This window comes from Massilia aquatica (assembly GCF_011682045.1).
GTDB lineage: Bacteria > Pseudomonadota > Gammaproteobacteria > Burkholderiales > Burkholderiaceae_D > Telluria_A > Telluria_A aquatica.
The window spans coordinates 73,415-86,110 of sequence record NZ_VVIW01000008.1; the positions used below are offsets into that span (position 1 = coordinate 73,415).

Sequence of the window (12,696 nt, forward strand, 5' to 3'; positions counted from 1 at the left end):
GTCAGCGTCCGATGGTGGGGATCAGCAGGAAGGCCTTGTCGGCCAGCTGCATGATCTCGGCGCCGAACCAGCGCCCCAGCACGGCGACGGTGAGCGCCACCGACATCAGCTTGACCACGTAGGGCAGGGTCTGGTCCTGCACCTGCGTGATCGCCTGCACCAGCGAGACCAGCACGCCGAACAGGGTGGCGATGAGCAGCGGCGGCGCCGAGATGACGATCGCCAGCCACAGGCCCTGCTGGAAGAATTGGAGGGTATCGCCCATGGCGCGCCTTAAGAGTGATAGATCAAAGATACGACATGGCCAGGGCGTTGAGCAGCTTGCCCCAACCGCCGACCATGGCGAACAACAGCAGCTTGAGCGGAATCGTGATGGTCTGCGGGCTGACTTGCTGCATCCCGAGCGCCATCAGCAGGTTCGACACCAGCAGGTCGATCACGACGAACGGAATGTAGATCAGGAAGCCGATCTGGTAGCCGGTCTGGAGTTCCGAGACCACGAACGCCGGCACCAGCACCAGCAGGTCGCCCGAGGTGGCGGCCTGCGCCATGTCCTTGGGCCACAGCTTCCTGGCCGAGTCGAGGAACAGCTCGCGCTGCTCCGGATTGCTGAACTTGAGCATGAACTCGCGCAGCGGTTCGATCGCCTCGCGTCCCTGCGACAGCAACTGGCCGCTGCCGCCGGAAACGCCGCGCGCCTCGATGGCCAGCGCACGCACGCCGATCTGCTGCGCGGTGGGGGCCATGATGAAGATGCTCATGGCCAGGGAAATGCCGTAGATGGCCATGGTCGGCGGCACCTGCTGCACGCCGATGGCGTTGCGCAGCACCAGCAGCACCAGCGAGATTTTCAGGAAGGAAGTGGTGACGACGACGATCAAAGGAATCAGCGACATCATCCCGAGCAGAATCGCAAACGAGACGACGTCGTACTGGCTGCTCATCATGCCGCGCTCCACTCGGTAATGCGCACGCCCAGGCGGCCGTCGACGTCGACCGCTTCGGCGCGTCCGAGCAGTTGGCCGCCGCAGCGGATCTCGAGCGCGCCCGGGTCGGCGCCGGCCAGCAGCAGGGTGCTGCCGACGGCCAGGCTGCGCAGCGCGCCCAGGCTGAGCGTGAGCTTGCCCAGTTCGATGTCGAGGGTGGCGGGAAGCTGGTCCAGCGCCATGTCGTGCGATGCGTCCATCCGGTTCTCCAAAGCTAAAATGATCAAACTGCATGGCGCCTGGTAGCGCACGGTGGCGCTCAGGCCACCGAGGGTGAGGCGGCCTTCGCCGCTGCTATCGAAGGCGCTGTTGTCGGGCTGTAGTACGTCGCCGGGACGCAGGCCGGCCAGCATGGCGTGCGGGAGGCTGTGGCGCGCCAGCCGTACCGGCCATTGCGGTGCCAGGCCGGCGTAGGTGTCGAGCGGCGCTTGCAGATGCCGCCAGCCTGGGCCGGCCAGCAGTTGCAGCCAGTCGGCGGCGCTGGCGCGGCCGTGGGTGGAGATCATGTGGCCGCCGCCGCGCAGGGTCAGGCCCAGGGTGACCATGTCAGGTCCCGCGTCGACCGGTTCGAGGAACAGACCGACGGCGCCGGCCAGCGGCGTAGCGGCCAGGCGCGCGCACACGGCGCCTTGCAGCCATTCCCAGTGCGGGCCATGGCCGTCGTCGCCGAGGTCGATGCCGGTGAGGGCGCGCAGCAGGCGCGCCCCGCGCACCAGTTCTATTTGTCCAAAGCTGCCATGCACGGTCAGCGGATCGGGCCACGAGGGCGCCGCCCCGGTGGCCGCGTGCAGCGTCAGGGTGGCATCGGGCGCCAGTTCTGGCAGCGCCGCCTGGCGTCCGCGCCCGGTCAGGCGCGCCAGCTCGGCCTGGGCGGCGCTGACGCGGGCCACGGGTAGCGCTCGCACGGGGTGCGTGCTTGCGAACGGAATAATCGGGCAGCTCGGCATGGTCATCGATCCGGGTAGGCCGGCGGCGTCGCGATGGCGGCGCCCGCATGGCGGGGAAGGGTGGGCCGCTAGAGCAGGGCGATCCGCACATCCTTCTGCATACGTTGCTGTAAACGCCGTTCCAGTTCCATTCTATTTTTGCGCAGGCGCTGTTCAAGCGCGCCGCCGCCGGCGCTGAGTAGAAAATGAATGCTGCCCGGCGCCGATTGCACCACCACCCCGATTGACTGCCCGCCTGGCAGCAGCAGCTCGAAAATGCCTTGCCGCCCCTCCAGCCCATGCAGGCCGGCTTCCAGTTCGGCCTGCGCATCGAAGTCAGCGCACGCTTGGCCTGCGCCCGTCGCCCCGGCCGCACCGGCGTGCGCGCCTGCGCCATCGTCGCCGCTGTCCGCGCAGTGCTCGCGCAGGGCGGCGGCGTGCGTGGGCACGTTGACGCCGGCCGGCTCGTGGCCGGGCGGATCGCGGCGCTGGTCGGACTGGCGCGATGACTGCGCCTCGCGCGTTCTGGCGCGCGCTGGTGGCACGGCGCTGCGCGCGGGCGCCGGCGTGGGCGTGGCGGCCTGCGGCTGCGCCCTGGGTGCATACGGCGGCGGGCGCCGGCGCACCGGCGGCGCCGGGTCGTCCTCGCGCGCCGGGGTGGGCGTGCGGGCGCGGATCTCAATCGTCATGGCGGCGCTCCGTGGCTTTGATGTGTTCGCGCAGGATGTCGAGCTTTTCCTGCTGGCGGCGGGCCTCGCGCAGCTGGCGGTGGGCGGCGAAGAACACGGCGCCGGCCGCGCGCCCGGCCACGGCGCTTTCGCGCCAGGCCAGCAGGCGCTGGCCGGTGTCGCGCTTCATGCGCTCGTAGCCGCCCTGGTCGGCGCGGAACTGGCGGCTGTCGGTTTCCATCGCAAAGAACTGCCGGCGCGCGTTCTGCCAGTGCCGGTCCGCCGCCAGGCGCGCGCCGCGCCACAGCAGCTTGGCCTGGCGCAGCGCGCCGCGCCGCTCGCGCCAGTGCTCGCGGGCGTCGCGCTGTTCGCGTTCGAGCCGTTCCAGCCGGTGCTTGCGCACGCCCAGCAGGCGTTCGAGCGTGCGGTCGGGAACGCGCGGCTCGGCCAGTTCCACCGGTTCGCGCCGGGCCGCGCCGCGCGCCATCATGCGGCCAGCGCCGTCAGGCGTTCGAGGGTCTGCGCGTACGGCGTCTGGCCGCTGGTGTCCTGGCGCAGGAAGTCGAGCTGGGCCTCGCGCAGCGCCACCGCCTGGTCGGCCAGCGGATCGCCGCCGCTGCGGTACTCGCCCAGGCGGATCAGCAATTCCATCTCCTGGTAGCGTGATTGCAGCGCGCGGAAGCGAAACGCCGCCTTGCGGTGTGCCCCCTCGGTCACGTTGCCCATGGTGCGGCTGATGCTGGCGAGGACGTCGATGGCCGGGTAGTGGCCCTGTTCCGCCAGCTTCTTGCTCAGCACAATATGCCCGTCCAGCAGCGACTTGGCTTCGTCGCCGATCGGGTCCGATGCCGACTCGCCGTCCACCAGCACCGTGTACATGGCGGTAATAGCCCCGCCGGCGGTGGCGCCGGCGCGTTCCACCAGGCGTGGCAGCATGGTGTAGACCGAGGGCGTAAAGCCGCCGCGCGCCGGCGGCTCGCCCGCGGCCAGGCCGATCTCGCGCTGGGCGCGGGCGAAGCGGGTGAGCGAGTCGACCAGCAGCAGTACCTGCTTGCCGCGCGCGCGAAAGCCTTCGGCAATCGCGGTGGCGGTAAAGGCGGCGCGGGCGCGCTCCATCGAGGTGCGGTCGGACGTGGCGCAGACGATGATGGTCTTGGCCACCAGTTCGGGGTCCAGCTCATGTTCGAGGAATTCGTTCAGTTCGCGCCCGCGCTCGCCGATCAGGCCGAACACGATGGCGTCGGCTTGGCAGCCGCGCGCCACCGCCGCCATCAGCGTGGTCTTGCCGCAGCCAGGGCCGGCGAACACGCCGACCCGTTGGCCGCGCCCCAGGGTCAGCAGGCCGTCGATGGCGCGCACGCCGGTCGGCAAGGCGGTGGCGATGCGCGGGCGGTCGACGGCGGCGGGCGCCTCGCGCACCACCGGCACCGTTTCGCGCCAGCCGTCGGCGCGTAGCGGCGGCGCGTGCGGGGAACGAAACAGCACGCGGCCAAAGCCATCGAGCACGCAGCCGAACAGGTGTTCGCCGCTGTCGATGGTGTGCACGCGCCCAAGCGGCTCGACGATGGTGCTGCGCGAGACGCCTTCGAGCGGACTGAGTCCCGACAGCAGCGTGGCCTGCTCGGAAAAGCCGATCACCTCGGCCAGCATGGGCTGCGCGCCGGGGCTGTGCAGGTGACATAGCTCACCGATGCGGGCGGGCGGCATGTGCGCTTCGATCAGGGTGCCCAGCACCTGCGCCACGCGGCCGTAGCGTTGCAGTCCCGGCGTAGCCGGCAGGCCGGCCAGCCAGGCTGGCGCGTGCGCGGCCAGCGCCGCCATGCGCTGCGCCGCCGCAGGGTCGCGGTTCACCAGATCACCTCGATCTTGCGCTTGCCGAAGAAGGTCACGCGGCTGGGCGCGATCGCCACCAGACGCACGCCGCGATAGTCGTCGCCCACGTACAGGCGCGCGCCGTCGTTTGTGACCACGGCGGCGTTGGCGCCCGAGATCACCTGGCCGATGCGAAACGGCAGCATCGCTTCGGCTGTCACCGCCTTGGCGCGCACCGGGAAGGTGATGTTGTGTTCCTTGATGAAGGCGTTCAGGACGCGTTCGAAACGCGCCGATTCGTCGTCGTCGAGGTGCGCCTGCATGCTCCAGTCGTTCGGATCGAGCGTCAGGTCGAAGCGGTTGATCAATTCGGCGTCGGTCAGGCGCTTGCGGAACAGCGCGGCCAGCGCCGCCGCGTCGAGGCCCACTGGCGCCGCCGCCGCCGCCGGCGCGGCCGGCTTGGGCACGGGACGTGGCGCCGCATGGTCCAGCGTCCGCAGGTCGGGCGCGGCCGGCGCCGGCAGCGGTGCGCGGGTGGTCAGCGCGTAGGCGGTGGCGGCCAGCATCGCCGCCACGGCGGCGACCAGGGCTCCCGCACTACGGCGGCGCCAATGCCCGCGCGGCCGGGGTGGCGGCACGGGCGTATCGGCCGGTGTTTCGGCGGGTGCTTCCTCGGCGGCGGCGCGCGCATCGAACTGCGGTTCGGGGGCGGGCAGCGGCGGTGGCGGCTGCCAAGGCGCATCCTGCCAGTCGATGCACAGCCAGATGTCGCCCACCCGCGCGCACTCGCCGGCCTGGAGTTCGACCAGTTCCCGCGCGTCGCTGTGATCGGCCGCGTAGACGGCGCCGCCGCTGGAAGAGAGCAGCCAGCCGTCGCCGTGCGGCGCCAGGTGCGCATGGTCGTCCTCGATGCCGTGGTCGGCCATGACGACGTCGGCCGCCTCGCCGGCGCCAATATCGACGGCCTGCGCATCGAGCGGCAAGGTGGCGCCGCGATGCAGGCCGTTGAGGATTCGCAGTTCAAGCATGGTGTGGTCCCGGTTTCTGGTTGGATACCGGTAAGTGCCGGCGGCGACGGATTGGTTCCGCGCTCGCCTCGTCAACTATGCGGCGGACCTCGCGCAGTGGACGCCGGCCGGCCGAAGGTTCCAGCGCCGGCGCGGCATTTTTGGCCGATTTCCTCAACGTTTTTCAAAGTCTCACGAATTCTCATAGTTTCAAAAAAAGCCATTTTTTTGCTGATATCTTGAGTTCCATGGTGCTGCGAAACCAGCCGACAGCGGCGCGCATTGCCCATCTCAACGAAGCCAACCAACGGAGCTCGCATCATGAACGCCCAACCCGCCGCAACCCTGAACACCACCACCCCCGCGATCGACGTCCGGCGCCTGTTCATGGCGCACCGGCAGCACCTGGTGCGCTTCGTTCAGCGCTACGTGCGCAGCCTGGAAGACGCGGAGGACGTGGTGCAGAACACCTTCATCGAAGCGATGCGCTGCGCCGACCGGTTTTCGGGCCTGTCGAAGCCGTCGACCTGGCTGTTCGGCATTGCGCTGAACCTGGCGCGCAACCAGGTGCGCCGCAACAGCGCCGACCTGTATGAAACGGTGGAAGAGGGTTTCATGGAACAGATCGCCGACCAGCATGCCAATCCGGCCGACCTGTTCGAGTCGCGCCAGATCACCTTGCAGGTTGACGCCCTGCTGCGCAGCATGCCGCCGAAAATCCGCGAAACCTTCGACGTGGTGGTCAACGGCGACGCCAGCTACGAAGAGGCGGCCGCCTACCTGGTGATCCCGGTCGGCACGGTGCGTTCGCGGGTGTCGCGGGTGCGCGCCGCCGTGCGCCAGCAGTTCGGCAGCGTTGCCTGACACGCCGCTGACAACATGGCTGTTTGTGCCTCTTTTTTTCGTCGCATGTTGTTTTGATGAGAATGTTGAGCAACTTCTCAACGATGTTCAAAATCTAACGAATAACCACGGAAAAATAGGTCAGAATCAGGGCTGCCAAGTAGTAACCTGGCCACCCTGCCGCAGCCAGCCACCCCATGGAGATAAAGTGATGATGTTCGCCCCAGTTTCCTGCGACGCCGTATCGCCCGCCGAACCGGCCGTCAACGTCGAGCGCCTGTTCCTGGCACACCGCCAGCAGCTGCTGCGCTTCGTGCAGCGCTACACGCGCAGCCTGGAAGACGCCGAGGATGTGGTGCAGAATACCTTCATCGAAGCGATGCGCTGCGCGGAGCGCTTTGCTGGCCTGTCGAAAGCGTCGACCTGGCTGTTCGGCATTGCGCTGAACCTGGCGCGCAACCAGATGCGCCGCAACAGCGCCGACCTGTACGACGCGGTGGAAGAGGGATATTTCGAGCAGATCATGGACCTGCGCGCCAATCCGGCCGAGCTGTGCGAGTCGCGCCAGTTCAGCGCCAGGGTGGACGCGCTGCTACGCAGTTTTCCGCCGAAGATACGCGAGACCTTCGACGTCGTGGTCAGCCACGACATCACCTACGAGGAAGCGGCTGTCTATCTGGATGTGCCGGTCGGCACCGTGCGTTCGCGCGTGTCGCGGGTTCGCGCCGCCGTGCGCGAACAGTTCGGCGCGCACGCCTGAGGGCGGGTGCAGGCAGGTCTGCTGCGGCAGGCCGCCCTGGCGTCGATGGCTGCGGCGGTGCCCGCAGCGACGCCGAAGTCTAGACCGTGTTTTTCAACTGCCGTAAAACGATCAGATCGAAGGGATCCGGCTGCGCACACGGGTCCTGCGCGGCGTCGTCCGGCAGCGCCGCGTGCTCCAGGGCGCGGTCATCCCTGGCGTCACGCGCCAGCATGAGCGCGGTCCCGAACATCGACCTCGGCAAGGTGGTTTGCGGCGGCCAGCCGGCCCCGTTCGAGAGCGCCTCGACAAACGCCGTCTGCACCACGTCTTCCGCATCCGCATGACAGCGCGTATAGCGCGTGATGAAGCCGACCAGCAGGTGACGGTAATTTTCAAACAGACTCGTCAGGTCGGCATTGGCGCCAGGCGCGGACTTACTCATACTAAACATATCGGTCACTGAGTTCATTCTTGCATTCATTTTCGTCTGGAACGCGTTCATCGCGGACCTTGGCGCCGTAATACGCCACGAAACGCTAATGTGACACAGTTGCATTACGACGCAATGACACGCCGGCGCGCTCTTACTCGCATTTGAAGGCCCGCAATTCGCGCGCACCCTCGGCCTGGCGCACCCCGAAGGCGCGCAGGCCGGCTTTGAGGCCGGTTGTATCCTTGTCGCTGATTTTCTCGCTGGTTGCCAGTTTTGCCGGGAGCCAACTCTTAGGGTCGGCCAGCAGCAGGCGTTTCTGCTCCTCGCAGTCGCCCTGGCCGAACTTGCTGCCGGCCTGTTTGGCGATATCCGACAGATGGTCGTATTTTTCAGCCGCTTCCGGCTTCATGCGCATGCGCACCAGATACTTGAAATTGGGCTTGGCCTCGGCGCGCGCGGTGGCGATGAGCTCATCGAACTGGCGCGTGCCTTCGGCCTTGTCTTCCGTGGTGAAGGCCTTGAACATGGCCTCGCCAATTTCCGGTTTCGGCACCCCGGCGCCGCCGCGGTCGCGCACGTGCACGCTGGTCATGGTCCTGACCCACAGCTCGCGCTGCTGCTCGAGCTTCTCGACGTAGGCATCGACGCCGACAAACTCGTGATCGAGGTAGGTCGAGCGGCTGATGAGTTTACCGTCCAGGGTGGGCAAGCTCACCTTGACCGACTGGTTCTGTTCCGCCAGGACGGTCTGGGCGTTGAGCAGGTCGAGTCCGCCGCTCGAAATAGCGGTGCCGCTTTTCTTTTCCGCCTCGGCGGCGACGGCGCCGGTGCTGCCACTGGCCTTCGGATCGCTCGCCCCCACCGTAGTGCCCATGCCCATGCCGATATTGACGCCGGTGGTCACGTTGGCGGCGGTGCCGAATTTGCGCTGTTCCAGGTTGCCCGTGCCGCCCACTTCGCTGACCGTGTTGTGCTGGCCCGAGGTGTTTTCGGCCGCGAGGTTGATGCTGGCGCCGGCGCGCAGGCTTACATCACCGAACTTTGCCGAGGCGGCGGCGCCGAAGTCGATCGCCAGCTTCTGGCGGTTGGTCGTGGTTTTATTGTCTTGCCACCCGACCGAGACGCCCTCGCCGAAGTCGGCCGCCAGCTTGTTCCACAGTCCCTCTTCGGACATGCCGCTGCTGCCGGCGTCGAGCAGGAAGCCCATCAGCCGCTGCGTGGTGTCGATCATGCGGGCGTCGTCGAAGGCGACCGAGGCCCATTCCTTGTCCAGATTGGGGCGCGTGGCGTCGGTGACCGGGCGCTCGACCCGGAAGATGATGCCGCGCCCGTGGCTGTTTTCGTAATCGACCGGCGTGACCGTGGCGCCGGCGCCCACCCGCACCTTGGTCTGCACGCCCGCGTCCTTGGAACCGACCTTGATATCGTGCCCGAGTTTGACGCCCACGCCGCCCTGGGCCCGATGGTTATCGGTGGTGCCGAGGAAAATCTCGTAGCCCTGGCCGGTGCGCGCCAGCTCCATCGTGGTGTGGCGGCCGTAGTCGTAGCGCAGGTCGGCGCGCACGCCCACCATCAGGGCGCCCTCCAGCGCCTTGGACACGATGGCCGAGGCGCCCGCCGTGCTGATGCCCTTGATGGCGCCGTCGCTCAGCTTGAGACGCGAATTGGACTGCATCTTGCCGATCAGCGTGTTCATGAGCGCGGCCATCTCGTCGCGCGTCATGGCCGCCGGTTTCAGGTCGGCGGCTTGCTCCATCGCGCGCGCGCCGGCCAAGGTGTTCTCGATGGCGGGCGCGGGCAGCTTGACGTGCTTGGCCAGATGGGTCAGCAGGTCGAGCGTGACCGGCTTGTCGGCCAGTTCGCGCAAGGCCGAGCCCTCGGGCGCGCCGGCCAGCGCGGCGCAGGAGAATTTGTCGGGCGTCTTGGGCTTGGGCGTCATGCCGGCCCACTGGTCGAGCAGGCCGGCCACGGCGGCGCGCTCGTCGGCAGCCAGGCCGGGCGAGGCCGCCGGCATGTCCGCCACGGCGTCGCCCAAGGTGTCGCAAGCGTCCTGGAAGGCGCCGCAGTAGTTTTCCAGTTCCTTGGGCAGGTTGGCCAGGTGCGTGCCCTGCACGCCCTTGGCCAGCGGCGTCAGGGCCGAATTGCTGATGCCCGCCATATTCTTCAGCGCCTTGGTCTTGCCGGTCGTTTCCGCGCGCGGCACGGCGGTTTTCACGAATTTGCGCAGACGCCCCGTCAGCATCGCGTGGGTGCTGCCCTTGCCGTCTTCGCGGAAGCCTTGGCGCCATGCGAACAGGTCGCCTTTGGCCTTTTCGGCGCGGGCCTGGTTGCGCGGCGCGGTGCCGGACAGGATGTCGGCGCTGGCCCGGATGGTGCGGCTGGCCAGGGTATCGCCGAAGGTGTTGGTCGACGCCAGTTGCATGATGGCGTTGGGATGCTCGTCGGGGCGCACAGTCGCACGCTGGGGCGTGTTGCGCAAGGTGTCTGACGCCTGCAGGAACGAGCGCATCGCCTCGCGCGTCGGTCCGGGCGGCGGCGGATGCGCCATTTTGTCCATCAACACCTCGAAACCGTGGCTGGTGCGCGACAGTACTTCGGCACTCTGCCAGGCCCGCGCGGCCTCGGGCGGGCGCGTTCTGGCCGGCGTGGTCAGCTGGCTCACGTCCATCGTCTCGGTCATGTACGCCAGGGCTTTGAGCGCATCGCCGCCGGTGAGCAGCGTTGGCGCCGCACCGTCGCGCACCAGCGGCGGGGTCAGGGCGTGCGCCAGCAGCACTTCGCTGCCGAGCTTGTCGGGCGCCTCGGCATGGGTCGCCGGCAACAGTTTGTTGATCAGGGTGGCGGTCGCGTCGCTCTCGCCCAGCTGCGCGGTGGCCAGGCGGCTAAACGACTCCTTGCTGGTCATGGCATGGGCGAAACCGGGCGCGGCGCTGTCCTTGAGGACCGCGGCGCTGGCCTGCAAGGCGCGGCCGGCGGGCGAGTTGCCCATGCGCGCGGCGTTCTGCAGAATTGCGTGCGGCATGACGTGCTGGTTATGCGCCAGCCTGGGCTGCTGGCGCAGCTGATCGGCGGCTTGCAGGAAGGTGTGCAGGCTGTCGCGCTTGTACGCTTCGGGCGCCTTGTGCATCAAGTCCATCAGGACCCCGAAGCCGGCGTCGCTGCGCGAGAGTACTTCGGCGGCGCGCCAGGCCAGTTGCGCGTCGGGCCGGTCGGTGGGGGCGGGGCCGGTCAGGGCGTTCCAGTTCATCTCTGTGGTCAGGTACGCGGCTGCGGCCAGGGCTTCGGCGCCGTTGGGTGGGCGCCGCTCGCTGGTCGCGGCGTCATGCACGGTCGGCTCGGTGAGCGCCTGCGCAACCAGCACCGACTCCAGCGGAACCGGTACTGGCACCGGCGCGGCGTCCCCGACTGCGGGGAGGTCGGCATGGTCCTGGAGCAGGGCGTCGGCCAATTCGTGGGTGGCTTCGCTGGCGCCCAGGTGCTGGTCCATGCTCTGGCGAAAGGCGGCGTTGCCGCTGCGCGCGCTCAGCATGCGGTCCTGCACCATGGGCGCGCTGCGGTCGAGCGACTTGAGCATGGCCGCGCGCGCCGCGCTGGAAGCGTTTACCATGCCCTGGGCGCGGCCAGGGGGTGTCTTGAGCAGGCGGTCGCGCGCGGCGTCCGAGCGCGCGACCGAGCCGAAGTGCCTGCCGACCACGCCATGCTCCTTTTGCTTCGGGGGCGCGGCCGCGGCTGGCTTCAGCCTGGCGGCAGCGACGGCCGACGCGATGTTGCCGGTGCGTGTTTCGCCCTTCGGCCCGATATCGATATCGACCTGTGGCGTGCGCTCGAGCATGCGGCGCATGCCCGCCGAGCGGTCTTCTTTTTTGATCGCGGGCGGCTCGGACGGCTGCTGCGCTTCCTGTGCGGGGACGGGCGCGGGTGCGGCGGCTGGGCTTTGCGCAGGGCGCGGGGCAAGGACCTCCATCTCGGTGCCTGCGGTGCCTGCCGGGGCGGCTGGGGCGGCGGCCGGCGCCGCGCGCAAGTGCAGGAATCGCATGACACCGTCGCGACGGCGCGCGTTGCGCGCCGCCGGCGCCTGCGCATCGTTCGGGTTGACGGCGGCGCCGGCAGTGCTGTTGGGCGGGGGCGGGGGCGGCGGTGCGGCCGACGCCGCCGGCGCTGGCGCTGGCGCTGGCGTGTGCGGGCGCATGGCGGCGGCGACGTAAGGGGAAATTAAGTTCGTGCCAAACATGATCAGCTCCGCGAATGAGGGTCGTTGGAAGCTGTGTGGTGGCGCAGGCGTCCGGAGTTCCCTCTTATCAATAACCGCGTACACGGCTTGTACAATCGGGGATGCCGCCCGCAGCGGGCAGCGCGACAACCCGAGACCGCCAGGAGGCTGAATGATGACGATCCACCACGGTTTTTTTGCTCTAAGACAGACGATAGACCAGTTTCCACCGGCCGGAAGAATTTTCACGCGGCCGAAAATTGAACGCGGCACGATCATGGACGCGGAATTTGTCGTCGTTCCCAGCCGCGAGGTGGAAGGCTACTCGGAAGAAAGCGGCGGTGGCATCCCGTATCAGATCGCCGGAAAGGATTATCAGTCCTGGCTGGAGGCGCCCGTGGTGCAAGACATCATCGTCTACTGGCTCGAACGCCATCCCGGCGCGTCCCTGGAAGAGCTGGTCGACGCGGTGTTCCACTACGATGAATACGATGCCTTCAAGGACGCTTAGACTGGCGGCGGTTCGGCGCAGTCGCGCAGCCAGTCGTCCAGCAGGGCGCCGGCTGGATTGAGTAGCACGGCGCGCTCGGTGTTGGTGTAATCGGGCGGGCTCACTTCCGCGCTGATGAGGATGGCCGAACGCCGTTCGCCGCTGCCGAACAATCCCTGTGCATCAAGATTGGCGAGCGCCTTGGCCATGCACGCCAGTCGAACATCCAGCTCACGCGCACTTTCCTCATCCGTGCGGAGTCGCATCATGGCGTCTCGTTTCAAAAACAGGTCCTTGACCGGCCCGAAAAACTCGTCTCCGTACGCGAGATAGGGGGAATCGCCCCACGACCATTGCAGCCACTGGCGCGCCTGCGCGTCGGACTGGCCGGCCGCGCGCTCCAAGGCCTCCCACGACCATGCCGCCAGGCAGGGTGCAAGTCCTTCGCCGGTGGTGATCAGCACGCAGTAGTAAAAGGATTCGGGAACGGTGTTGAAAAGCTGCTCAAGCGCGCTGCGGGTGGCAATTTCGATCGCACTCGACATCTCTGCGGCGGAAGGCATACTCACATCAATTTCC

At 68.0% G+C, this 12,696-nt stretch carries 13 protein-coding genes; 3 read left to right on the top strand and 10 right to left on the bottom strand.

The window, feature by feature from the left end; translation table 11 throughout:
- Position 1: 1 nt before the first annotated feature.
- The 7 genes from sctS to F1609_RS15775 all read right to left on the bottom strand — a co-directional run bounded on the left by sctS (position 2) and on the right by F1609_RS15775 (position 5,420).
- Positions 2 to 265, bottom strand: a complete 264-nt coding sequence (sctS, locus tag F1609_RS15745; RefSeq protein ID WP_167077351.1) for a type III secretion system export apparatus subunit SctS — start codon at positions 263 to 265, stop codon at positions 2 to 4.
- A gap of 22 nt (positions 266 to 287) precedes the next feature.
- Positions 288 to 947 (bottom strand): type III secretion system export apparatus subunit SctR, encoded by a 660-nt coding sequence (gene sctR, locus F1609_RS15750; RefSeq protein WP_167077352.1) that lies wholly within the window; start codon positions 945 to 947, stop codon positions 288 to 290.
- Entirely contained in the window at positions 944 to 1,891 is a 948-nt protein-coding gene (locus F1609_RS35240) for a FliM/FliN family flagellar motor switch protein (RefSeq protein WP_167077353.1), read from the bottom strand. The genes sctR and F1609_RS35240 overlap by 4 nt, the downstream gene beginning before the upstream one ends.
- Before the next feature lie 110 nt (positions 1,892 to 2,001).
- On the bottom strand, positions 2,002 to 2,601 hold the full coding sequence (locus tag F1609_RS15760) for a hypothetical protein (protein WP_167077354.1): 600 nt from the start codon (positions 2,599 to 2,601) through the stop codon (positions 2,002 to 2,004).
- Complete coding sequence (locus F1609_RS15765) at positions 2,591 to 3,070, bottom strand: hypothetical protein (RefSeq protein ID WP_167077355.1); 480 nt, start codon at positions 3,068 to 3,070, stop codon at positions 2,591 to 2,593. Before F1609_RS15765 ends, F1609_RS15760 begins: the two co-directional genes overlap by 11 nt.
- Positions 3,067 to 4,401 (bottom strand): FliI/YscN family ATPase, encoded by a 1,335-nt coding sequence (locus F1609_RS15770; protein ID WP_167077498.1) that lies wholly within the window; start codon positions 4,399 to 4,401, stop codon positions 3,067 to 3,069. The genes F1609_RS15765 and F1609_RS15770 overlap by 4 nt, the downstream gene beginning before the upstream one ends.
- Before the next feature lie 26 nt (positions 4,402 to 4,427).
- Positions 4,428 to 5,420: an FHA domain-containing protein gene (locus F1609_RS15775; RefSeq protein ID WP_167077356.1), complete on the bottom strand. Its 993-nt coding sequence runs from the start codon at positions 5,418 to 5,420 to the stop codon at positions 4,428 to 4,430.
- Between the two features lie 300 nt (positions 5,421 to 5,720).
- Between F1609_RS15775 and F1609_RS15780 the strand changes: the two genes are divergently transcribed.
- On the top strand, positions 5,721 to 6,263 hold the full coding sequence (locus F1609_RS15780; RefSeq protein WP_167077357.1) for an RNA polymerase sigma factor: 543 nt from the start codon (positions 5,721 to 5,723) through the stop codon (positions 6,261 to 6,263).
- Positions 6,264 to 6,453: 190 nt separating this feature from the next.
- Positions 6,454 to 7,002 carry an RNA polymerase sigma factor gene (locus F1609_RS15785; RefSeq protein ID WP_167077358.1) on the top strand — a complete coding sequence of 183 codons (549 nt, stop codon included), beginning with the start codon at positions 6,454 to 6,456 and terminating at the stop codon, positions 7,000 to 7,002.
- Positions 7,003 to 7,081: 79 nt separating this feature from the next.
- Here the strand turns inward: F1609_RS15785 and F1609_RS15790 are convergent, their stop codons facing one another.
- Together F1609_RS15790 and F1609_RS15795 are read right to left on the bottom strand one after the other, a co-directional pair.
- Entirely contained in the window at positions 7,082 to 7,426 is a 345-nt protein-coding gene (locus F1609_RS15790; RefSeq protein WP_167077359.1) for an RNA polymerase sigma factor, read from the bottom strand.
- A 142-nt stretch (positions 7,427 to 7,568) separates the two neighbouring features.
- On the bottom strand, positions 7,569 to 11,648 hold the full coding sequence (locus F1609_RS15795; RefSeq protein WP_167077360.1) for a hypothetical protein: 4,080 nt from the start codon (positions 11,646 to 11,648) through the stop codon (positions 7,569 to 7,571).
- A 151-nt stretch (positions 11,649 to 11,799) separates the two neighbouring features.
- Between F1609_RS15795 and F1609_RS15800 the strand changes: the two genes are divergently transcribed.
- The gene (locus tag F1609_RS15800) at positions 11,800 to 12,138 is read left to right on the top strand and encodes a hypothetical protein (protein WP_167077361.1); all 339 of its coding nucleotides are present in this window, start codon (positions 11,800 to 11,802) and stop codon (positions 12,136 to 12,138) included.
- Here the strand turns inward: F1609_RS15800 and F1609_RS15805 are convergent.
- On the bottom strand, positions 12,135 to 12,680 hold the full coding sequence (locus F1609_RS15805; RefSeq protein ID WP_229421919.1) for a DUF4303 domain-containing protein: 546 nt from the start codon (positions 12,678 to 12,680) through the stop codon (positions 12,135 to 12,137). The two genes, F1609_RS15800 and F1609_RS15805, sit on opposite strands and share 4 nt — an antisense overlap.
- Between the last annotated feature and the right edge of the window lie 16 nt (positions 12,681 to 12,696).